Consider the following 21,114-nt stretch of genomic DNA (forward strand, 5'->3'; position numbering starts at 1 on the left):
GCTGTTAAGCACCACTCGCACACAATTTCGGCTTTGGACTAGGGTGCTCGGCCTCGTCGTCGGCGGAGCAGAAGGCCAATCAAGGTATGTCGAAGAAGCGCGTTCACGAAATCGCCAAGGAGCTCAAGAGCCACGGGATTGAGCTCGACAACAAAGAGGTTGTGACCGAGCTCGCCGGGCTGGGTTACGACGTCAAGAGCCACTCGTCCTCTCTGGACGATGACCAGGCCACCGCCGCGGTCCAGAAGATCCTGGACAAGCGCAAGCCGAAGCAGGCTGCCCCGCCCGTCGCCGCCAAGGGCTTCGTGGTGCGCCGCAAGGTCGGTCCTCCCGCGGGCGCGTCCGCCCCGGAGAGCCAGGACGCCTACGCCCAGGCGAACGAGCCCGCCTACGAGCCGGAGCCCGAGGCCCAGGCCGAGGCTTACATGGAGCCGGAGGCCCCGCAGGCGCCTGTCGCCGTGGAGCCGCCGCCCACCGCCGTGGAGCAGGCCCCCGTGGCCCGCTCCCCGGAGGCCGTGACGGCCACGCCGCCGGAGGCGACCGTCGCCTCCATCGCCGCCCCGGAGGCGCCGTCGGCGCCCGAGGCCCCGGGCACCCCGCCTGTTGCCGCAACCACCACCCCGCCCGTGACGCCGCCGTCCACCCCGCCTTCCGCGGCCGTGGTGGAGACGCCCCGGGCCGCCGAGCCGACCCCGGCCACGGCGACACCGCGCAGTCCTACGCAGGAGAGTCCCCGCTTGCCCAACCCCCCTACGCGCTCGCCGGTCCCGCCCACCGCACGGACGCCTTCTTCCACGTCGACGTCCGCGACGGTCATCTCCCGAGGTCCCGGTTACGTGCAGCGTCCGGGTTCCACGGGCGGGCGCCCTGGTGGGCCGCCGGGTAGCCGTCCGGGTGGTCCGGGTGGTCCCGGCAGCCGTCCGGGTGGTCCGGGCAGCCGTCCTGGCGCGCCCATGCAGGGCCGTCCGGGTGGGCCGCCCATGAGCCGTCCGGGAGCGCCCATGCAGGCGCGTCCGGGCCAGACGGGGCCGGTGCGTCCGTCCTCGCCGCCCACGGCCGGCACGGGTGCCCCGGTGCAGCCGACCGGCCCGACCATCATGGTCGGCGGCGTCCCGCACGCCCAGGTCGCGCCCACGCCGGGTGCCCAGGCGCGCCCCACGGCCACCCAGGCCGTGGTGATTTCGCGCCCGCTCATCCAGGTCCGCCGCGTCACGCCCACCACGACCCAGGCCAAGCAGTACCCCATGGCCCCGGGCCGCACGGCGCTGGGCACGGAGAAGCGCGAGTACAAGGTCGTCCCGGATCACCTGGGTCGCGGCCGCGAGCTGGTGGACGTCTCCAAGAACAAGGAGCGTGGCCAGCGCAAGCGCACGGGTCCTGAGACGACCAGCGTGTCCAAGCAGGAGCTGTCGGACATGGTCTGGGGCCGCATCCAGATCCCCGTCCGCGGCAAGAAGCGCAAGCCCACGAAGAAGGGCGCCAAGACTCAGATTACCCAGATGGCCGAGGAGAAGAAGGTCATCAAGCTCCAGGAGGGCATCAGCGTCTCCGACCTGGGTCAGCGCATGGGTATCCGCACCTCGGAGCTCATCAAGAAGCTGATGGCCATGCAGAAGATGGCCACGGCGAACCAGATTCTGGACGCCGACACCGCGGAGCTCATCGCCACCGACTACCACTGGAAGGTCGAGCGCGTCGGCTTCGAGGTGGAGGACTACCTGCCGGAGGTCGAGGCCAAGGTCGAGGACGAGCGTCCCCGTCCGCCGGTGGTCACCATCATGGGCCACGTCGACCACGGCAAGACGAGCCTCCTGGACGCCATCCGCCAGGCCAGCGTGGCCTCGGGCGAGGCGGGCGGCATCACCCAGCACATCGGCGCGTACAGCGTGTCCACCGCGCGCGGAGACGTCACGTTCCTGGACACCCCGGGTCACGAGGCCTTCACGTCCATGCGCGCCCGTGGCGCCAACGTGACGGACATCGTGGTGCTGGTGGTGGCCGCGGACGACGGCGTGATGCCCCAGACCATCGAGGCCATCAAGCACGCCAAGCTGGCGGAAGTGCCCATCGTCGTCGCCATCAACAAGATGGACGTCCCGGGGGCCAACCCCGACCGCGTGAAGAAGGACCTCGCGAGCCAGGAGCTGGTGCCGGAAGAGTGGGGCGGCGACACCATCATGGTGCCCGTCTCCGCGAAGACGAAGATGAACCTGGATCTCCTCCTGGAGAACCTGGCGCTGCAGGCGGAAGTCCTCGAGCTGACGGCGAATCCCTCCCGTCCGTCCGTGGGCGCCGTCGTGGAAGCGAAGCTGGAGCGTGGCCGTGGTCCCGTGGCCACGGTGCTGGTGCAGGAGGGCACGCTCAAGCTGGGCGACGCCATCGTCACCGGTACGCACTACGGCCGCGTCCGCGCCATGAACAACAGCCGCGGCGAGGCGGTGAAGGAAGTGAAGCCGGGCTACTGCGCGGAGGTCGTCGGCCTGTCCGGCGTGCCCACCGCGGGTGACGCCATCAACGTCGTCTCCGACGAGAAGGCGGCCAAGCAGATCGGCGACCACCGCGGCATGAAGGAGCGGCAGACGGAGCTCAGCAAGGTCAGCCGCGAGTCCCTGGAACAGCTCTTCGCCAAGACGAAGGCGGGCGGCGGTCCCAAGGAGCTGCGCGTCATCATCAAGGCGGACGTGCAGGGCTCGGCGGAGGCCGTGCGCCAGGCGGTCGACAAGCTCACCACGCACAAGGTGCGGGTGGTCATCATCGACGCGGGCGTGGGCGCCATCACGGAGACCGACGTCATGCGCGCCGCCGCTTCCAAGGGCGTCGTGCTGGGCTTCAACGTGAAGCCGGAGTCGGGCTCGGAGGCCGCGGCCAAGGCGCAGCAGGTGACGCTGCAGAGCTACTCCATCATCTACGAGCTCATCGACGGGGTTCGCTTGGAGATGGAGAACCTCCTGGAGCCCATCCGCACCGAGCGCAAGCTGGGCCGTGCGGAGGTGCGCAACACCTTCAACGTGCCGAAGCTGGGCACCATCGCCGGCGCGGCCGTCCTGGACGGCGTGATGAAGCGCGGCTCGTTCGTGCGCCTCATGCGCGAGAACAAGCAGCTCTTCTCCGGGAAGATGGCGTCGCTGCGCCGCTTCAAGGACGACGTGAAGGAAGTCGCGCAGGGCTTCGAGTGCGGTATCGGCATCGAGAACTTCAACGACCTCAAGGCCGGCGACATCATCGAGGCCTACGAGATCGAGGAGACCCGGCAGAGCCTCTCGTAGTCCTTGAGAGGCGCACTCGACGGACCCCGGGGAAGGCCCCACCTTTCCCGGGGGATGGACGATGCGGCGGAGGCCGGGCGTGGATGACGCGCCCGGCGGCCGCCGGCCTGGGGGACCTCTATGTTCGTCGGAGTCGCACGCCTCACCCTCCAGATTCCGGAGAGCGCCTCGCTGAAGTCCAAGCGGCAGGTGCTCCGCCGGGTGACGGACCGGGTGAAGGCCCGCTTCAACGTGGCCGTCGCGGAGGTGGACGACCAGGACCTCTGGCAGAAGGCGTCGGTGGCCCTGGCCGTGGTGGGCAACGAGCGTCCGCACGTGGATGAGCAGCTGGAGAAGATCATCCACTTCATCGAAGAGATGTACGTCGCGCCGCTGATGGCCCGGGAGACGGAGATTCTGGCCTTCGGGGACACGCTCTATTCCGACAAGAGGCCCACGGGCTTCCGCGCCCCGGCGAAGGTGCCGGAGCCGGAGGATGAGGACGCCCACCTGTCTCCCGAGGACGCGAACGCACACTCGGAGGCGGCGATTGCCCGCTTCCTGCGCAGCGACCGTTCGCTGGCGGAGGCGGAAGGGTTGGGCTCGTGGGAGCAGCGGCACGAGGGCGCGGGCCCCGGGCCCGGGACTTCCCGACCCACGGGTGACGGTGGAACGCTGAATCTGGACGACGCGCGGGCCAAGGCCCGGGCGCTGCGCAACCCGCGAGATTGGGAGAAGAAATGACGACGCATTCACGGCCCGAGCGCGTGGGGCAGGAAATCCAGGCGGCCATCGGCGCCCTGCTGACGCGCGGGGAATTGCGCGACCCGCGCATCGGCTTCATCACCATCACCGGCGTGAAGGTGTCGCCGGACCTGCGGGTGGCGAAGGTCTTCTATTCGATGCTGGGCACGGACCAGGAAAAGGCGGACACGCAGAAGGGCCTGGAAGCGGCCAAGGGCTTCGTGCGCCGCGAGGTGACGTCCGCGGTCAACCTGCGCGTGTCGCCGGAAATCTTCTTCGCCTTCGACGCGTCCGTCGGAGAGGGCGATAAGATCGACCGGCTCCTGCGCGAGGTGCGCGGCAAGGAAGGCTGGTAGGCCCCGCTTCATGGACGGCGTTCTCGTCATCGACAAGCCCCTGGGCCCCACGTCCTTCGACGTGGTCCGCCAGGTGCGCGGCCTGCTGAAGGTGAAGAAGGCGGGCCACACGGGCACGCTGGACCCCATGGCCACCGGCGTGCTGCCGGTGTGCCTGGGAGAGGCCACCAAGGTCGCCGGCATCATCACGGAGGGCGACAAGGCCTACGACGCCGTGGTGCGGCTGGGCGTCGAGACGGACACCCAGGACGCCCAGGGCAAGCCCACGGCACAGGCCCCGGTGCCCCCGCTGACGGCCCCGCTGCTGGAGGCGGTGCTCGCCCGGTTCCGGGGGACGTTCGAACAGGTGCCGCCCATGTACTCGGCGGTGAAGGTGGCCGGGAAGCGGCTCTACGAGCTGGCGCGCGCCGGGGAAGAGGTGGAGCGGGCCAGCCGCACCGTCACCGTGCACGAGCTGGTGCTGCGCGACTTCTCCGCGGACCGGCTGACCCTGTCCGTGCGGTGCACCAAGGGTTTCTACGTGCGCACGCTGGCGTACGACCTGGGTCGCGCGCTGGGCTGCGGGGCGCACCTGGAGGCGCTGCGGCGCACCATGAGCGGCCCCTTCACATTGGCGCGCGCGCTGCCCCTGGGGGACCTGGCGGCCCTGTCCCGCGAAGCGGTGGCCGGGCGGCTGGTGTCGCTGGCGGACGCGCTGACGGACCTGCCGGCGGTCCGGGTGAACGCGGACGAGGCCCGGCGGGTGCTGCACGGCGTCCCCGTGGAGGTCGCCCCCGTACCGGGCCGGGTGCGCGTGCTGGGCCCGGATGACGCGCTGCTCGCCATGGCGGAAGTGGTGGGCGGACGGCTGCGTTACCAGCGGGTGTTCAACTGAGTGGCCACCCGCACCCATGACATCACCGTGAGCGTGGCCCCGCGCCTCCGCGGCGCCTTCGACGGGCGGCGCGAGCTGTCCCTGGGCGTGCCGGCAACCGCGGGCATTGGCGACGTGGTGGAGGCGCTCCTGCGCTTGTACCCCCGGACACGTCAGCTGTTGGCGGGCGACGGGGGCGAGGCGGGAGGGCCGTACCTGCACGTGGCCCTGGACGAGGCCTCGGCCCGGGAGCTGTCCCCGGGCGGGGGCGGAATTCCGGGCGGCTGCCGGATGTACGTCTTCGCACTGTCCCGGCCCCTCAAGGGCGGACGGACGGGCGGCGAAGGTTGACCCCCCAGGGGGTGAAGCTTATAAGCGGCCCGCTCGTTAGAAGGACCATGTGGCCGGGTCTGTACCCCTCCGCGGACCCAGGCGGCACGAGCGGTCACCCCGGAGCGGGATTCAGGAAGAAGCCCATGTCGTTGCATCAGGAACGCAAGAGCGAGCTGGTCACGAAGTTCCGCACCCACGAGTCCGACACCGGCTCGCCCGAGGTGCAGGTGGCGCTGCTGTCCGAGCGCATCAACATGCTCACCGAGCACTTCAAGACCCACAAGAAGGACCACCACTCCCGCCGCGGTCTGCTGAAGCTGGTCGGTCAGCGCCGCCGCATGCTGGACTACCTCAAGTCCAAAGACGTGGCGCGCTACAAGAAGCTCATCGAGGGCCTCGGCATCCGCAAGTAGTCCTCGAGCAGCATCCGGGGCGCTGGCACACCACCAGCGCCCCGCGCATTTGGGCAGCACCGTTTCACGCGGTACCGGTTCATCACGAAGCGCGGACGTGGGCGAAGGAGTGGGCGAGGGAGAGGTGGAGGCGGGCTCTTTTGGTTTCCGTTCAGACCGGCCGACCTGGAGTCATGGGTGGGCGGGTGTGATCAGGGATCAAGAGGTCTGGTCCATCCCTCCGGCGCTCCGCAACGGAGCCCGTTTCCGCAGTACAGGCAGCGTTCGTCTGGCATGTGCCTGCTTCAGGCCCTGGCGACCGCTCAATCCCAGAGGGCCCCTTCCGGGCGGCTCCTGCCCCACGCACGTGGGCAGGCCGCGGCTGGCAAGGGTCCTCGCACGCGAAGCAGGCACAGAGGCCACACGACATGTTGAAGAAGAGCGTCAAGATTGGTGAGAACGAGCTGAGCATCGAGACGGGCCGCCTGGCCAAGCAGGCCGACGGTTCCGTGGTGGTCCGCTACGGCGACACCATGTTGCTCGTCACCGCGGTGAGCGCGCGGGAGAAGAAGGACATCGACTTCCTGCCCCTCACGGTGGAGTACCAGGAGAAGCTGTACTCGGCGGGCCGCATCCCGGGCAGCTACTTCAAGCGCGAGGGCCGCCTCACGGAGAAGGAGACGCTGGCCTCCCGCGTGGTGGACCGCTCCCTCCGTCCGCTGTTCCCGGAAGGCTACGCCTACGAGACGCAGGTCATCTCGTCCGTCATCTCCGCGGACCCGGAGAACGAGGGTGACATCCACGGCATCACCGGCGCCTCCGCGGCGCTGTGGGTGTCGGACATCCCGTTCAACGGCCCCATCGCGGGCATCCGCGTGGGCCGCGTGGGCGGTCAGTTCGTGGCCAACCCCACCGCCAAGCAGCGCGAGCAGAGCGACCTGGACCTCGTCATGGCGGTGAGCCGCGAGGCCATCGTGATGGTGGAGGGTGGCGCGGAGGAGGTCAGCGAGGCGGACATGGTGGCGGCGCTGGAGTTCGGCCGTCAGAACGCCCAGCCCGCGCTGGACATCCAGGACCAGCTGCGCACGGAGCTGAAGAAGCAGGTCCGCTCCTACGACAAGCCCGCCACCATCGACGAGGGCCTGCGCAACCAGGTCCGCGAGCTGGCGCTGGAGGGCGTGAAGGCCGGCTACGCCATCAAGGAGAAGGGCGCGCGCTACGAGGCACTCTCCAAGACGAAGAAGGCCGCGTTGGCGGCGCTCAAGGAGAAGCTGGGCGCGGAGTTCACCCCGCAGGTGGAGAAGCACGCCAAGCAGGTCGTCGAGGACCTGAAGTACGACCACATGCGTGAGCTCACCGTGAACGGTGGCCGCATCGGTGCCCGTCCGCACGACGTGGTGCGCTCCATCACCAACGAGGTGGGCGTGCTGCCCCGCACGCACGGCAGCGCGGTGTTCACCCGCGGCGAGACGCAGGCGCTCGTGGTCGCCACGCTGGGCACCAGCGAGGACGAGCAGCGGCTGGAGCTCCTGAGCGGCCAGGCCTTCAAGCGCTTCATGCTGCACTACAACTTCCCGCCGTTCAGCGTGAACGAGACCAAGCCCCTGCGCGGCCCCGGCCGTCGCGAGGTCGGTCACGGCGCCCTGGCGGAGCGCGCGCTGCGCAACATGATTCCGGCCAGCGACTCGTTCCCGTACACCGTGCGTCTGGTGTCGGAGATCCTCGAGTCCAACGGCTCTTCGTCCATGGCCTCCGTGTGCGGTGGCACGCTGGCGCTGATGGACGCGGGCGTCCCCATCAAGGCGCCGGTGGCGGGCATCGCCATGGGCCTGGTGAAGGAGGGTGAGAAGATCGCCATCCTGTCCGACATCCTGGGTGACGAGGACCACCTGGGCGACATGGACTTCAAGGTCTGCGGCACGTCCAAGGGCATCACGTCCATCCAGATGGACATCAAGATCACCGGCCTCACCACGGAGATCATGAGCCGCGCGCTGGAGCAGGCGCGTCAGGGCCGCGTGCACATCCTGGCGGAGATGGCGAAGACGCTGAACGCGCCGCGCAAGGAGATCAGCCAGTTCGCGCCGCGCATCACGACCATCCAGATCCGTCCGGAGTTCATCAAGAACGTCATCGGGCCGGGCGGCAAGGTGATCAAGGACATCATCGCCCGCACGGGTGCCGCGATTAACATCGAGGACACCGGCCGCGTGGACATCGCCAGCGCGAACGGCGATGCGGTGAAGGCGGCCATCGCGATGATCCAGGCGCTCACGCGCGAGGCGGAGATCGGGAAGATCTACACCGGCACCGTCCGGAAGATCGCCGAGTTCGGCGCCTTCGTGGAGCTGTTCCCGGGCACCGACGGCCTCATCCACATCTCCGAGCTGTCCGACAAGCGCGTGAAAACCGTGTCGGACGTGCTGAGCGAGGGCGACGAGGTGCTGGTGAAGGTCGTCAGCATCGACAAGACGGGCAAGATCCGCCTGTCGCGCAAGGAGGCCATGGCCGAGCGCGCCACCGCGCAGGGCACGCCCCCCGCGGCCCCCGCCCCGGCCGCCCCGACGCCGGACGCGAAGGCCTGAATCCGGCCCCCGTGTAGCGGCCCTCCGTGAGGAAGGCCGCGACCGGAAACGCCCCGTCTCCTCCCGCCTCCGGGCGCGAAGGGGCGGGGCGTTGTCATTGCGGGGGTGGGGCTCCCCGCCCGGCGGCGGCGCACCGCTTGAACCTGTCCGACAGTCGGACAGGTTTGGAGCGCGCGAGGCGGGAGTGGGCGGCGTTTTCGTCCTGGCGGGGTGGAGGCTTAAAACCCCGGGAGGGCCTCCCGCGTTGATGGGGGACCGCCTCGGAGGCGCTGCATGCCGGTCCACCCATCCAGCTCCTCGGAGCCTTCGAGCAGTTTCCTCACGGATGTCTCCCGGTTCCTGGGGGCGTTCCGCTGGGCGTTCATGCCGCTGGGCCTGCTCGCGCTGGTCGCGGTGGGCGTGCATGCGGCGGCGGACACGCTGGATGACCGGCTGCTCACGGCGGTGGACCGGTTGGACTCCGCGTTCGATGCGTGGGTGGGCCAGTTCCCCGCGCTCGCGTCGATGGTGGATTGGGTTTCGTTGGAGACGCGCACCCGCCTGGCTCGGGCCCTGGCTTTGGCCTGGGAGCTGGCGGCGGACCTGCTCCTGGCGCTGCCGGCGCTCGGCTATCGCGAGACCGACGCTGCCCGCCCCGTGGAGCCCTGGCGTCCGGTGACGGCGTCCACTTCGGAGGCCTCCTCGTGGAAGGCGCTGCTGCGGCGCTGTCTGCGGCGGCCCACTCCGATGCGGTGGGTGCGTCCGCTGGCCACCGCGGGCGTGGTGCTCGCGGGCGCGTGCACGGTGGCCCGGCTCGTCCAGGGCACGGTGTACCTGTCGTGGCGGCCGCTGTTCGGCGACGTCGCCTCGGACTGGGCGGCCCGGGGGCTGGCGGTGGCGGCGCTGTGCGGGGTGAGCGTGTCGCTGGGCTGGCGCGCGGTGCTTCGCAACCTCCAGCACGCGGATGCGGCGTGTGAATCGGTGGGGTCGCGGCGGGCGTGGACTCGCGGGCTCGTGGGGTGCCTCGTGGTGGCGCCGCTGGGCATTGCGGCGGCGTGGGACGCGGCACCGGTGCTGTCCTTCCTGCGCTGAGGCCCTGACGCATGTTCGCTCGACGCGCCCGGGGACTCTTGGACTTCACCTTCGCGCTGCTCTGCGTCTGGTGCGCCTATCACCACACGCCCGCGGGCGCGCTCTTGCGGCGCGCCGGCGCCTGGGCCTTCAACACGCGCACCACGGCCCGGCCGCTGCTCGCGTACTACGACGGTGTGAGCGGGACGGCCGTGCCCGTGCCGGCTGCGCTGCCCGCCGCGATGCTCCTGCGCGTGCCCACGAGCGCGGAGGCGCTGGCGTGGGGGACGCACTCGGCGCTGAAGGCACTGGACCCGAAGGCCCGTGAGCCCTCGCTCGCGCTGGCGCGTGAGCTGGGCATTGCTCCGGAGACGCTGGTGGATCCGGCGAAGGGACCGGCGGCGACGCGACGGCTCTTGGACGCGCTCGCCAAGGACTTCCCGTCGGAGGAGGCTCGGGTGACGGCGGTGTTCGCCGGGCGGGTGCCCGCGCGCTTCGCGCTGGAGCGGGTGGACGCGGAGGGTGGGGCGCTCAGCCTGGAGCGCCTGGCGAAGCAGCTGCCTCCCGGCTTCGAGGGCTCCTCCGTGGGCGCGGCGCAGGCACTGGCGCTGTCCTCGGCGCTGATGCTCGGGTGGCCGGTGTCGGAGAGCGCCCCGGTGACGAGCCCCTTCGGCTACCGCGTTCATCCCACGCTGCGCACGCGCCGGATGCACACGGGGGTGGACCTGGCGGTGCGCTCGGGCACGACGGTGACGGCGGTGGCCGCGGGCGTGGTGCGCCGCGCGAGCGAGGACTCCGTCAACGGCCGCGTGCTGGTGCTGGACCACGGGCGGGGCGTGACGACGGCGTACTGTCACAACTCGGAGTTGCTGGTGAAGGCGGGCACGCGGGTGGAGAAGGGGCAGGCCATCGCGCTGTCGGGCAGCACCGGCCGGTCCACCGGGCCGCACCTGCACTACCAGCTGGAGCTGGCCGCTCGGCCCGTGGACCCGTTCGGGTTCCGAACCGCGCTGCGCATGGCGGACGGTGCGACCGAGCTGTGAGGGCCGGGTCACACGACCCGTGACGTCACCGCCAGGAAGTAGAGGGGGGCAGGGGTGCGTGCTACGGCGAGGGGCATGGACCCCACGCTGACCGTCCCCGTGCGCCGGGTGCGCTCGCATCCGGACCCGCTGCCCCTGCCGCGCCATGAGACGGAGCTGGCCGCCGGGCTGGACCTGCGGGCCGACATCGACGGGGAGCGGGTGCTCCAACCCCTTGAGCGGATGGCGGTCCCCACGGGGCTGGCCTTCGCGCTCCCGCCGGGCTTCGAGGGCCAGGTGCGGCCCCGCTCCGGGCTGGCGCTGCGGCACGGGGTGACGTGCCTCAACTCCCCCGGGACGGTGGACGCGGACTACCGGGGGGAGGTGCAGGTGCTGCTCGTGAACCTGTCCAACACTCCCTTCACGCTGCGTCGGGGGGACCGGGTGGCCCAGCTGGTGGTGGCCCCCGTGACGGCCACGGCCCTACGGGAGGTGGAGGTACTGGAGGTGACTTCCCGGGGGGACGGAGGTTTCGGGTCCACCGGCCGCTAGGGTCCCGGCGCGCAACGTCGTTCCTCAACGGCCTCGGAGCGGGCAGAATGGAGCCCCCCGGCTGTCCGCCGGGGAGGCCGCCCCCCCGCGGCCCTGTTCTGGAGTTTCACTGCTTTGCTCTGCTACCGCTGCGGCAGCCATGTCCCCGATACGAGTGAAACCTGCGCCACGTGTGGCCAGAAGTTCGACGCGGCCGCGCGTCAGGCGGCGGGGGCGGCGCGCCGCAAGGGCGCCGAGGGCGCGCCGTACAAGCCGGGCGACGTCGTCGCGGACCGCTACGCCATCCAGGAAGTTGTTGGGGCGGGGCCTCTGGGCTTCGTCTTCCGCGCGCAGGACCAGGCCATCGACGTGGAGGTGGCGCTGAAGGTCATCCAGCCCCGGCTGGTGCAGCAGCCGGAGGAGCGCACGCAGTTCGCGCTGTCCATGCGGGTGGGCAAGAAGCTCAACCACCCCAACCTGGTGCGCGTGTACGAGGAGGGCGTGGACGGGGACCGGCCCTTCTTCACCATGCAGCTGCTGGAAGGGCTGTCGCTGCGCCGGATGATGGAGCAGCGCGCGGCGAAGGGGCAGCTGTTCACGCTGAAGGAAGTGGAGCCGCTGCTGGCGCAGATGGCGGCGGCGCTGGACGGGGCGCACCGCTTCGGGCCGCACTCGGACGTGAAGCCGGAGAACGTCTTCGTCCTGCCGGACATGTTGAAGGTGTCGGACTACGGGCTGGGGCTCGCGGTGCCGCACCTGCCCTTCGTGCAGGCGCAGAAGGGGCACCGGGCGGCGGCGTACATCGCCCCTGAGTACGTGAATGGCGCGGAGCTGGACACGCGCATGGACGTGTACTCGCTGGGCGTGTTGATGGGGGAGATGGTGACGGGCCTCCTGCCGGAGGACGGCGGCGTGCCCGAGGTGTCGGTGCGGCATCCGGACCTGCCGCCCGCGTTCGAGTCCCTCTACCGGCGCGCGCTCAACGTGAACCCGCTGGCCCGTCCGAAGTCGGGCGGTGAGCTGCACGCGGAGTTCGCGGCGCTGGTACAGCGGCACCCGGCCGCGGCGTCGAGGCAGCGCGCGGTGCCCGCGTCGGGCGCGCTGCCGCCATCCGCGGTGGCCGCGCGCGCGGCGAACAAGCCGCTGCCGCCGGTGCCCACGGGCATGATGCCGGTGGCGAGCGCGCCCACGCCGGCCGCGCCCCTCCCGGCGGTGGACGACGCGCCTCCGCCGGATGCGACGCAGCCGCTGGACGCGGCGACGCTGGCGGCCATCCTGGGTTCGAACGCGCAGGCGCTGGACTACATCACGGGGCCGGAAGCGCGCTCCGTGTCCGACGCGGCGACGCAGCAGGAGATGCGTGCGGTGGCGCCGGCGGGCCGCAAGGGCGCGGAGGCGGCGGCGCAGGACCCTCGGCTCCTGGGGCAGGCCCCCGACTCGGCGACGCAGCAGGAAGTCCGTGGGGCCTCGCGCCCGGCGGATGAACCGCGCGCGGCTCCGGCCAAGGCCGCCGAGCCGGTGATGCGCATCTTCGCGAAGGCGGAGGAGCCGTCGTTCCCGGCGGATCCTCGCGGCGCCCGCTCCGCGGAGGGCGCGGCTGAGGCGCGGTCCTCGGCCCGTGGCGGCGGTGAGGCCTCCTCCAGTGACGGGCGCTCCAACGGTCGGGGTGAAGTCGCCGCGGGTGAGGGACGCTCCGGTCGCGGTGAAGCCTCATCGGGCGACCTTCGCTCCAACGGCCGGGGTGAAGCGTCCAGCGACGGGCGCTCTAACGGTCGCGGTGAAGCCTCGTCCGGCGACCTTCGCTCCAACGGTCGTGGCGAAGCATCCAGCGACGGGCGCTCCAACGGTCGTGGTGAAGCAGCATCCAGCGATGCACGCTCCAGTGGGCGGGGCGAAACGTCCAGCGACGGGCGCTCCAACGGTCGCGGTGAAGCCTCGCTGAGCGACGAGCGCTCCGGTCGCGGTGAAGCCTCGTCGGGCGGCGGACGCTCCGGTCGCGGCGGCGAGGTGTCCTCCGACAGCCGGCCCAGCCATCGCAACGCGGATGCATCCGCCACGGAGTCACGGTCCGGCCGGAGCTCCGACGACGATGAGCCCTCGGAGTCCCGTTCCTCCAGCCGCGGTGGCCGCAACTCGCGGGCCTCGGGCGCGGTGTCTTCGGTGAACTCGCGCGGCTCGGAGCCGTCGAGTCCCCGCGCCCCGCGAGCCTCGGCGGCCCAGGGCGCGGTCCGCGCTTCTGGCGTTCACGGCGAGAACTCCACGAGCGGCCGCTCACGCAAGGGCGAGCCCCCGCCGGAAGTGTCGGGCGTGCGCTCCTCGGCGCGCCGGCTGCCGCCCTCGACCTCCGGCCTGCACACGCTCCCCACGACGCGGGCCACGCAGGCGAAGCCGGCCCGCTCCGGCCCCAGCTCGATGATGTGGATGATCATCCTCGCGGTGGCCGGCGTCGTGCTGGGCGCGGGCGGGGGCTACCTCTACCTGCGCCTGCGCCAGGCCCAGGCCGCGAAGAACAGCACCATGCCCGCTACGCCGGGGCCCGCCGCCGCGGGGGACGGCATCCTGGCCACGGGCTCCTGTCCGGCCGGCATGCGCCTGGTGAGCGGCGGCAGCTTCAAGAAGGGCTCGTCCCCGGAGGACCTGCAGGCAGCCGGCTCCACCGATGAAATGCCCATGGGCAGCGTCATGGTGGAATCGTTCTGCGTCGACGAATACGAGTTCCCCAACCAGGCCGGCAGGAAGCCCCGCGTCTCCGCGACGTGGCTCGACGCGAAGGCCGCCTGTGAAGGACTCGGCAAGCGGCTGTGCTCGGAGGAAGAGTGGGAGAAGGCCTGCAAGGGCCCTGGCAACGCGCGCTTCTCCTCCGGCGACGAGCAGGCCCAGTCGGCCTGCAACACCGGCACGACGGATGCGGCCGCGACGCGCACCCTGGCGCACTCAGGGGCCCATCAGTCCTGCCGCTCGGGCTACGGCGTGGCGGACCTCTCCGGCAACATCGCCGAGTGGACCGCCTCCAAATTCCCCAACTCCGAGGAGCTGCTCATCAAGGGCGGTTCCTTCGACACGGCCGGAGACACCGCCCGGTGCTCCGCGCGCCGCCGGGGCGCCCCGGCGCTGAAGTCCGCGGACGTGGGCTTCCGCTGCTGCCAGACCGCGCCGTGATGACGACGCTCCGGAGGTTCGCGCTCCTCACGCTCCTCCTGCCCGTCGTCGCCCTCGCGCAGGCTCCATCGCGAAGTCCCGCCCGGCCCCGCGTGGTGGCCGTGAAGTCCTCGAGCCTGGCGCCGTACGCCTCCTTCCTCGCCGGCTTCACGTCCGAGGCTCGCGCGGACGTTACCGAGCTGACCCTGGAGGAAAGCCCCGCCGAGGCCGCGCGCGTCTTCAAGACGCTGGCCGCGCAGAAGCCCGCGCTGGTGCTCGCCCTGGGGCCGCTGGCCGCCAACGCCGCGCGCCGCTCGCTGGGCGAGGACGTGCCCGTGCTCTTCGCCATGGTGCCGTACCACGAGAAGTACGGCCTGGAAGCGCCCAACGTCACCGGCATCGCGCTCACCAGCGACTTCGGGCCGGAGCTGGCCGCGCTCAAGGCCGTGGCTCCCGGCGCGAAGCGCGTGGGCATCCTGCATGACCCGCGCTCCTCGGCGGGCGCGGTGGCGCAGGCCCGCTCCGTTGGCGCTGGCCTGGGGCTCACCATCGTCCCGCTGGCCGTGGAAGCGCAGGAGCGCGCGGGCGAGGTGCTGGAGGGCGCGGCGGGGAAGGTGGACGGCCTCTTGATGGTTGCGGACAAGACCGTGGGCAACGCATCCGTCGTCCAGGCGCTCATCGCCTTCAGTGCCTCTCGCAAGGTGCCGCTGGTGGCGCTCACGGCCAGCCAGGTGAAGGAGGGCGCGACGCTGGCCCTCGCGCCGGCCCCGCTGGCGCTCGGTCAGCAGGCGGGAAGGCTGGCGAACAGAATCGTCCTCGAGAAGGTCGACCCCGGCGCGCTGGCGGTGGCGCGGCCCGAAGGCCTGGACCTCTCGTTCAACCTCACCGCCGCGAAGAAGTCAGGTCCGTCCTGTGACGTCGCGCTGGAAGTGCTCCGGTTCGCGGCGCGCCGGGACTTTGCCGTGAAGGTCTACGAGTGATTCCACGCTACAGCCGTCCCGAAATGGCCTCCCTCTGGTCCGACGTCGCCCGCTACCGCCGCTGGCGCGACGTGGAGCTCGCCGCGCTGGAGGGCATGGTCGCGCAAGGCCTCGCCCCCAAGGACGCGCTGGCGGACTGCCTCGCCCGCGCCGGTGACTTCACCGAAGCGGACGCCGCGCGCATCGAGGAGATTGAGCGCACCACCAAGCACGACGTCATCGCCTTCCTCACCTTCGTGGAGGAGCGCGTGGGCCCCAGCGCCCGCTGGCTGCACCTGGGCATGACGTCCTCGGACGTGCTGGACACGTCGCTGGGCCTCACCCTGCGCGACTCCGTGGACCTGCTCCTGAAGGGCATGGACCGCGTGATGGCCGCGGTGGAGAAGCGCGCCTTCGAGCACAAGCACACGCTGCAGATGGGCCGCAGCCACGGCATCCACGCGGAGCCCATCACCTTCGGGCACAAGCTGGCCATCTGGTACGACGAGCTGCGCCGGGGCCGCACGCGCCTCCAGCACGCGCGAGACACCATCGCCGTGGGGAAGATTTCCGGCGCGGTGGGCACGTTCGCGCACCTGCCGCCGTCCGTGGAGGAGCACGTCTGTCAGAAGCTGGGCCTCACGCCCGCGCCCGCCTCCAGCCAGGTGGTGCAGCGCGACCGGCACGCGGAGTTCTTCACCGCCATCGCCCTGGTGGGCGCGAGCCTGGAGAAGTTCGCCGTCGAAATCCGCCACCTCCAGCGCACGGAGGTGCGCGAGGCGGAGGAGCCCTTCACGCCGGGACAGAAGGGCAGCAGCGCCATGCCGCACAAGCGCAACCCCATCCTGTCGGAGAACCTCACGGGCCTGGCGCGCCTGCTGCGCGGCTACGCGGTGAGCGCCATGGAGGACGTGGCGCTGTGGCACGAGCGGGACATCTCGCACTCGTCGGTGGAGCGCGTGATTGGGCCGGACGCCACCATCCTCTTGGACTTCATGCTCCACCGCTTCGCGGGCCTGGTGGAGAACATGCGCGTCTACCCGGAGCAGATGAAGAAGAACCTGGACCTGCTGGGCGGCGTGGTGAACTCGCAGCGCCTGCTGCTGGAGCTCGCGCGCAAGGGCATGGACCGGCAGGCCGCGTACGTCGTCGTCCAGCGCAACGCGATGAAGATGTTCGAGGAGGGCGTGGACTTCCGGCAGGCCCTGCTGAACGACGCGGACCTGCTCAAGATGATGACGCCCGAGGAGGTCTCCGACTGCTTCTCCCCGGGCTACCACACGCGCCAGATGGACGCGGTGTTCCAGCGCGTCTTCGGCCGCGCCAGCTGAAAGCCCGCGCGGCCGTGACGGGCGAGGGGCTTACAGGTAGCCCTTCGCCCGCAGGTGCTCTTCGATGCGCGAGTGCACGTCCCCGGGCGTCAGCACCAGGGGCGTGCCGGTGATGCGCTCGTAGGCGGCCACGTACTTGGTGGCCAGGTCCACGCGCACGTCGTCCGGGATGGCGGGCAGCGCGCCGTGGCCGGAGAAGTTCCGCTCGCGGATGAGCCACTGGCGGATGTTCTCCTTGTCCAACATCTTCTGGTCCTCGCCCTTGGCGAATCTCGCCTCGTACTCGTCCGCCACCCAGTAGCGGCTGGAGTCCGGGGTGTGCATCTCGTCGATGACGAAGAGCTCGTCGCCCACCTTCCCGAACTCGTACTTCGTATCCACCAGGATGAGGCCGCGCGTGCGCGCCCACTTCTGGCCCTCCTGGAACAGGCCCCGGGCGGCCTCCGTGATGCGGGCCCAGTCGCGCGGCGTGGCCAGCCCGCGCGAAAGAATCTCCGCCTCGGAGATGGGCTCGTCGTGCTTGCCGTACTCGGCCTTGGTGGACGGCGTGAGGATGGGCGCTTCGAACGCGCTGTCCTTGCGCAGGCCTTCCGCGAAGGGCACCCCGTAGGCGGTGTGCGTGCCCTTCTCGTAGTCGCGCCACAGGCTGCCCGTGAGGTAGCCGCGCACCACCACCTCCACGGAGAAGGGCTGGCAGGCGCGCGCCACGGTGACGTTCGCGTCCGGCACGTCCAGCACGTGGTTGGGGACGATGTGCTTCGTGCGGTCGAACCAGAAGGCCGCCAGGCGGTTGAGCACCTCGCCCTTGAAGGGGATGGTGGTGAGCACGTGGTCGAACGCGGAGAGGCGGTCGCTCGTCACGAGGATGAGCGTGTCGCCCTTGCGGTACGTGTCGCGAACCTTGCCCTTGTAGGGCGTGCCGAGCGACGGCAGGTCCGTCTGGCGAAGCGTGTGGGTGAGTTGCGCGTGGAGGGCGGAGGTGTTCACGTCGGAGGCGCCTCGCGGCCCCGGCCACTGACCGCCGGAAGGCGGCGGGAGCGGGGCCAGCTCATGAGGCGCGCGACTCTACTGGAGGCCCGCCGTCATGGAAGCAGGACCGTAGGCCGTTGCCAGGTAGAGGAACGCCGGGTTGATGCGCAGGATGCCGTCCACGTAGGCGACCGCGTACGGCGCGCCCGCGGCCCGGTCCACCCGCACCGCGCCCTCCGGCTGGATGCCCCACAGCGCCAGCAGCGTGCGCGCCACCAGCTCCGCGGCCTCGCGCTCCGACAGGCCCTGCAGGCTCTCCCTCCGGTCCTCCGGCCAACGGTCGCCCGTCCGCGCGTCGAAGACGAACTGGAGGCCGCTGCCCGCGTCCGGCGGCTGGAGCAGGTCCGCGCGGGGCTCGAAGCCCGGCGCCGCGACGAACTCGTTGCCCTGGATGATGGGGAAGAGCGCCACGCCCTGCGCGGACTGCCCGGCCTGCATCTCCGACTGGCGGGCGATGTCCCGGAAGAGCTCCAGGCGGATGGCCGGGGACTCGAACTCCACCACCTCTGGCGAGCTGCTCAGCGCCTGCCGCGCCGTGAGCGAGGAGCGCACGGGCGCACCCGTGCCGTCGCACGCGGTGGTGAGCAGGGACAGCGACAGGAGCAGGCCAGGGACCCAGCGACGCATCAACGGGAATATACCGATCACGCCGACGCACCACCAGCTAAACTCCGGGGCATGCGACCAGGTGCGGAGCTGACTGTCGTCCTTCATCAGACCCGTTCACCCGACAACCTCGGGGCTGTCTGCCGGGTCATGGCGAACTTCGGTTTCGAACGTCTCATCCTCTCCGAACCCGTGGTCCAGGACTTCAGCCTGGCGGAGAGGATGGCCGTGAAGAGCGGCCACATCCTTTCGGGCATGCGCGTGGCACCCACCCTGGCGGAGGCCCTGGAGGACTGCGTGTACGTGGTAGGCACCACGTCGCGCACCCAGGTGGTGAAGCGCGCGCCCCTGACGCCGGAGGACGCGGCGCGGCGGCTGGCGGAGGAGAGCACGCGGGGGCGGGTGGCGATTCTGTTCGGAGGGGAGCAGCGCGGGCTGTCCGACGAGGACCTCACCCACTGCCAGGACCTGCTCGTCATCCCCACGTCGGACGTGCAGCCGTCCATGAACCTGGCGCAGTCCTCCGCGGTGCTCCTGTACCTCTGCCACCGGCAGGGGCTCACGTCGGCGCCCGTGCTGCCTCAGGAGGAGGAGGCCGGCGCGCGGCTGGGGACGCTCAACGCGCTGAGCGGGCGCATGCGCGCGGCGATGCTGGCGGCGGACTTCCTCAACCCGGAGGCGCCGCAGCACGTGCTGCACGAACTGGAGCGGACGTTGATGCGTGCGCGGCTGACCCAGCGAGAGGCGGAGCTTTGGCTCAACGCCTTCAATCATCTGGGCCGCGCGGTGGCGCCGGGGACCTCCCGCGAGTGAGGCGGGGGGCCGGCGCCACGCGAACAGCCTGAGGCGACTTAAGCCGCCGCTTCCTTCTTGTAGGTCTCGGCGAAGTGCTTCTCGCACAGGCCGGCCTTGGGGCCGACCTTGGCGCGGCACTCCGGCTTGGAGCACACGCGGTAGCGCGTGTGGGGCAGCTCGCCCTGGCGCCACTTCTTGAAGTGGAAGAAGCAGTAGCTCTTGGCGCGGTAGGGGCGCTTGCAGCCCTCCACGGTGCACGCCTTCTTGCCGCCGCCCTTGGCGGTGCGCGGCCAATGGGTGAGCTTCGTCGTCTGGGTGGCCTCGGCCATGGTACGGATTCTCCTGCGAAACGATGCTTGAAGACCCGTGACGCCACCTGTGGGTGGATCCGCCACGATGTGAAGGCGGACGGTGTATCGCCGGGTTTCGCGGAACGCAAGGAGCCTGGAGCCCCGCCAGGGCCCTGAAGGCCCCATCCGTCAGGGGGCAGCCAGGCCGTCCTCGGCCTTGGGAATGCCGCCGGACCGTCCGGATTGGGTGCGCGGCACCGGGGAGAGCAGCTCCTCCAGCACGGAGCGGGCCCCGGCGGTGCGCTCGCCCGGCGTGCCACCCGAGGCGAGCGTGGACGGCGGCGACTCCACCAGGGGCAGGTCCTCCAGCTTCACCTTCAGCGTCATGGGGCGGCCCAGCCGGCGCAGCTGCAGCCGGATGTTCTGGCCCACGCCGCGCGCGGCCACCTGCCAGCGCAGCGTGTGCGCCCGCGCCACGGACAGCCGGTCCATGTTCAGGATGACGTCCCCGGTGCGCAGGCCCGCGCGGGCCGCGGGGCCGTCCTCCACCACGTCCGTCACCACCACGCCCCGGCCGCGCGGGTTCAGGTTGAAGGCCTGCGCCACCTCCGGGGAGAAGTCCTGCACGCTGATGCCCATCCACCCGCGGCGCATGCGCCCGTGGGCCTTGAGCTGCGGAATCACCGTCTTCGCGATGTCGATGGGGATGGCGAACCCGATGCCCTGGCCGGACACGTTGACGGCGTTGGCCACCGCCACCACGTCGCCGTGCAGGTCCAACACCGGCCCGCCGGAGTTGCCCGGGTTGATGGAGGCGTCCATCTGCAGGTAGTCGAAGTCGCCGTCGCGGCCGTTGGGTGTCACGTCCGTGCGGCCCACGTAGCTCACCACGCCCACCGTCACGGAGTGCGCCAGGCCGAACGGGTTTCCAATGACGACCACCCAGTCCGCGATGCCCACGTGGGACGCGGACGCGAGCTTCAGCACCGGCAGCTTCCGGGGCGCGTCCACCTTGAGGAGCGCGCAGTCCGTGCGCTCGTCCTCGCCCACCACCGTGGCGGGGAACTCCTCCACGTAGCCGTTGGCGCTGCGGATGGAGATGGTGACCTCCGAGGCCCCGTCCACCACGTGCGCGCTGGTGAGGATGTATCCGTCCGGATGGATGATGAAGCCGGACCCGATGCCGCGCTGGGGCTCCTCGCCCGGAGCCACCTCCGCGAGGTCCTGGCGCGTGGTGATGGACACCACGGCCGGCATCGCCTTGCGGGCCACGTCACTGAGGTTGGAGTGCTGCCGGGAGACGGCGCGGTTCTGCGCCTCCAGCCACAACTTCCCGGGCGTGCGGGCCCCGGCGCTGCTCGCTGTCCCCAGCGCGCACGCCAGCACCGCCACCCTGATGCCGCCCCCGAACCGCGTCCAACCCATGGGCCCCGCCTTCCCACCACCATCCAACCCAATGCCCCGGCGCAACCTAGGCACGGGGTGGGGCGGGTGGAAGGGGGAGGCCGGCGATCAGCAACCGGCCCCGCGGGGAGGCGTCACCTGCCGCGGCGCCTACTTCTTCTTGGCGATGATGTCGTTGATGGCCGCCCGGTCCTCGGCGGTGATGCGCTCGCGCGGGCCCGCCGCGTTGGCGGACTTCTGGGACACGGCGCCCTTCGCGTCCTCCAGGGCGTCCCCCACGCTGCCCTTCACCTTGTCCAGGGTGGAAGGGTTCACCGTGCGCTTCCAGGTGCGCTCCATGTGCTCCAGGGGGGAACGGCCGTCCACGTTGCCCCGCGCCAGGAAGACGCCCAGACCCACCGCGCAGGTCGTCCAGACCAGGAACTTCAACACGCCCATGATTCACATCCTC

At 71.0% G+C, this 21,114-nt stretch carries 19 protein-coding genes; 14 read left to right on the plus strand and 5 right to left on the minus strand.

Annotated features, from left to right (window positions below):
- Window positions 1-86 precede the first annotated feature (86 nt).
- The 13 genes from infB (at window position 87) to purB (ending at window position 16,539) form a co-directional block, all read left to right on the plus strand.
- A complete protein-coding gene (infB, locus tag D7X30_RS39800) occupies window positions 87-3,266 on the plus strand; it encodes a translation initiation factor IF-2 (protein ID WP_120568206.1) in 3,180 nt (1,059 codons plus the stop codon).
- A gap of 120 nt (window positions 3,267-3,386) precedes the next feature.
- Entirely contained in the window at window positions 3,387-3,989 is a 603-nt protein-coding gene (locus tag D7X30_RS39805; protein WP_120568207.1) for a DUF503 domain-containing protein, read from the plus strand.
- Window positions 3,986-4,345 (plus strand): 30S ribosome-binding factor RbfA, encoded by a 360-nt coding sequence (gene rbfA / locus D7X30_RS39810; protein WP_120558419.1) that lies wholly within the window; start codon window positions 3,986-3,988, stop codon window positions 4,343-4,345. Before D7X30_RS39805 ends, rbfA begins: the two co-directional genes overlap by 4 nt.
- Window positions 4,346-4,355: 10 nt before the next feature.
- The gene (gene truB / locus D7X30_RS39815; RefSeq protein ID WP_120568208.1) at window positions 4,356-5,219 is read left to right on the plus strand and encodes a tRNA pseudouridine(55) synthase TruB; all 864 of its coding nucleotides are present in this window, start codon (window positions 4,356-4,358) and stop codon (window positions 5,217-5,219) included.
- Window positions 5,220-5,549: a MoaD/ThiS family protein gene (locus D7X30_RS39820; RefSeq protein ID WP_120568209.1), complete on the plus strand. Its 330-nt coding sequence runs from the start codon at window positions 5,220-5,222 to the stop codon at window positions 5,547-5,549.
- Window positions 5,550-5,674: 125 nt separating this feature from the next.
- Window positions 5,675-5,944, plus strand: coding sequence for a 30S ribosomal protein S15 (rpsO, locus tag D7X30_RS39825; RefSeq protein WP_014398807.1), 270 nt, complete (start codon window positions 5,675-5,677; stop codon window positions 5,942-5,944).
- A 407-nt stretch (window positions 5,945-6,351) separates the two neighbouring features.
- A complete protein-coding gene (gene pnp, locus D7X30_RS39830; RefSeq protein WP_120568210.1) occupies window positions 6,352-8,508 on the plus strand; it encodes a polyribonucleotide nucleotidyltransferase in 2,157 nt (718 codons plus the stop codon).
- Window positions 8,509-8,781: 273 nt separating this feature from the next.
- Window positions 8,782-9,579 (plus strand): hypothetical protein, encoded by a 798-nt coding sequence (locus tag D7X30_RS39835; RefSeq protein WP_120568211.1) that lies wholly within the window; start codon window positions 8,782-8,784, stop codon window positions 9,577-9,579.
- An 11-nt stretch (window positions 9,580-9,590) separates the two neighbouring features.
- On the plus strand, window positions 9,591-10,601 hold the full coding sequence (locus D7X30_RS39840) for a M23 family metallopeptidase (RefSeq protein ID WP_120568212.1): 1,011 nt from the start codon (window positions 9,591-9,593) through the stop codon (window positions 10,599-10,601).
- A 75-nt stretch (window positions 10,602-10,676) separates the two neighbouring features.
- Window positions 10,677-11,132 carry a dUTP diphosphatase gene (gene dut, locus D7X30_RS39845; RefSeq protein WP_120568213.1) on the plus strand — a complete coding sequence of 152 codons (456 nt, stop codon included), beginning with the start codon at window positions 10,677-10,679 and terminating at the stop codon, window positions 11,130-11,132.
- Between the two features lie 114 nt (window positions 11,133-11,246).
- Window positions 11,247-14,270 (plus strand): SUMF1/EgtB/PvdO family nonheme iron enzyme, encoded by a 3,024-nt coding sequence (locus D7X30_RS39850; protein ID WP_120568214.1) that lies wholly within the window; start codon window positions 11,247-11,249, stop codon window positions 14,268-14,270.
- Window positions 14,270-15,229: an ABC transporter substrate-binding protein gene (locus D7X30_RS39855; protein WP_199724688.1), complete on the plus strand. Its 960-nt coding sequence runs from the start codon at window positions 14,270-14,272 to the stop codon at window positions 15,227-15,229. The genes D7X30_RS39850 and D7X30_RS39855 overlap by 1 nt, the downstream gene beginning before the upstream one ends.
- The gene (gene purB, locus D7X30_RS39860) at window positions 15,226-16,539 is read left to right on the plus strand and encodes an adenylosuccinate lyase (protein ID WP_120568215.1); all 1,314 of its coding nucleotides are present in this window, start codon (window positions 15,226-15,228) and stop codon (window positions 16,537-16,539) included. The genes D7X30_RS39855 and purB overlap by 4 nt, the downstream gene beginning before the upstream one ends.
- A gap of 30 nt (window positions 16,540-16,569) precedes the next feature.
- On the opposite strand, the gene D7X30_RS39865 is transcribed toward purB, so the two are convergent.
- A complete protein-coding gene (locus tag D7X30_RS39865) occupies window positions 16,570-17,526 on the minus strand; it encodes a phosphoribosylaminoimidazolesuccinocarboxamide synthase (RefSeq protein WP_120568216.1) in 957 nt (318 codons plus the stop codon).
- Between the two features lie 78 nt (window positions 17,527-17,604).
- Window positions 17,605-18,195, minus strand: a complete 591-nt coding sequence (locus D7X30_RS39870) for a hypothetical protein (protein WP_120568217.1) — start codon at window positions 18,193-18,195, stop codon at window positions 17,605-17,607.
- Window positions 18,196-18,246: 51 nt separating this feature from the next.
- Between D7X30_RS39870 and D7X30_RS39875 the strand changes: the two genes are divergently transcribed.
- Window positions 18,247-18,987 carry an RNA methyltransferase gene (locus D7X30_RS39875; RefSeq protein ID WP_120568218.1) on the plus strand — a complete coding sequence of 247 codons (741 nt, stop codon included), beginning with the start codon at window positions 18,247-18,249 and terminating at the stop codon, window positions 18,985-18,987.
- Between the two features lie 38 nt (window positions 18,988-19,025).
- On the opposite strand, the gene D7X30_RS39880 is transcribed toward D7X30_RS39875, so the two are convergent.
- The 3 genes from D7X30_RS39880 to D7X30_RS39890 form a co-directional block, all read right to left on the minus strand.
- Window positions 19,026-19,298 (minus strand): vegetative protein, encoded by a 273-nt coding sequence (locus tag D7X30_RS39880; protein WP_120568219.1) that lies wholly within the window; start codon window positions 19,296-19,298, stop codon window positions 19,026-19,028.
- Between the two features lie 150 nt (window positions 19,299-19,448).
- Complete coding sequence (locus tag D7X30_RS39885) at window positions 19,449-20,684, minus strand: S1C family serine protease (protein WP_120568220.1); 1,236 nt, start codon at window positions 20,682-20,684, stop codon at window positions 19,449-19,451.
- A 129-nt stretch (window positions 20,685-20,813) separates the two neighbouring features.
- On the minus strand, window positions 20,814-21,101 hold the full coding sequence (locus D7X30_RS39890; protein ID WP_120568221.1) for a hypothetical protein: 288 nt from the start codon (window positions 21,099-21,101) through the stop codon (window positions 20,814-20,816).
- Window positions 21,102-21,114: the final 13 nt, after the last annotated feature.

This window comes from Corallococcus sp. AB011P, assembly GCF_003611605.1.
GTDB lineage: Bacteria > Myxococcota > Myxococcia > Myxococcales > Myxococcaceae > Corallococcus > Corallococcus coralloides.

What these genes read in the sequence shown, in the direction of transcription:
- infB (WP_120568206.1), top strand. Translation starts at nt 87, where the DNA reads ATGTCGAAGAAGCGCGTTCACGAAATCGCCAAGGAGCTCAAGAGCCAC.
- D7X30_RS39805 (WP_120568207.1), top strand. Translation starts at nt 3,387, where the DNA reads ATGTTCGTCGGAGTCGCACGCCTCACCCTCCAGATTCCGGAGAGCGCC.
- rbfA (WP_120558419.1), top strand. Translation starts at nt 3,986, where the DNA reads ATGACGACGCATTCACGGCCCGAGCGCGTGGGGCAGGAAATCCAGGCG.
- truB (WP_120568208.1), top strand. Translation starts at nt 4,356, where the DNA reads ATGGACGGCGTTCTCGTCATCGACAAGCCCCTGGGCCCCACGTCCTTC.
- rpsO (WP_014398807.1), top strand. Translation starts at nt 5,675, where the DNA reads ATGTCGTTGCATCAGGAACGCAAGAGCGAGCTGGTCACGAAGTTCCGC.
- pnp (WP_120568210.1), top strand. Translation starts at nt 6,352, where the DNA reads ATGTTGAAGAAGAGCGTCAAGATTGGTGAGAACGAGCTGAGCATCGAG.
- D7X30_RS39835 (WP_120568211.1), top strand. Translation starts at nt 8,782, where the DNA reads ATGCCGGTCCACCCATCCAGCTCCTCGGAGCCTTCGAGCAGTTTCCTC.
- D7X30_RS39840 (WP_120568212.1), top strand. Translation starts at nt 9,591, where the DNA reads ATGTTCGCTCGACGCGCCCGGGGACTCTTGGACTTCACCTTCGCGCTG.
- dut (WP_120568213.1), top strand. Translation starts at nt 10,677, where the DNA reads ATGGACCCCACGCTGACCGTCCCCGTGCGCCGGGTGCGCTCGCATCCG.
- D7X30_RS39855 (WP_199724688.1), top strand. Translation starts at nt 14,270, where the DNA reads ATGACGACGCTCCGGAGGTTCGCGCTCCTCACGCTCCTCCTGCCCGTC.
- D7X30_RS39870 (WP_120568217.1), bottom strand. Translation starts at nt 18,195, where the DNA reads ATGCGTCGCTGGGTCCCTGGCCTGCTCCTGTCGCTGTCCCTGCTCACC.
- D7X30_RS39875 (WP_120568218.1), top strand. Translation starts at nt 18,247, where the DNA reads ATGCGACCAGGTGCGGAGCTGACTGTCGTCCTTCATCAGACCCGTTCA.
- D7X30_RS39880 (WP_120568219.1), bottom strand. Translation starts at nt 19,298, where the DNA reads ATGGCCGAGGCCACCCAGACGACGAAGCTCACCCATTGGCCGCGCACC.
- D7X30_RS39885 (WP_120568220.1), bottom strand. Translation starts at nt 20,684, where the DNA reads ATGGGTTGGACGCGGTTCGGGGGCGGCATCAGGGTGGCGGTGCTGGCG.
- D7X30_RS39890 (WP_120568221.1), bottom strand. Translation starts at nt 21,101, where the DNA reads ATGGGCGTGTTGAAGTTCCTGGTCTGGACGACCTGCGCGGTGGGTCTG.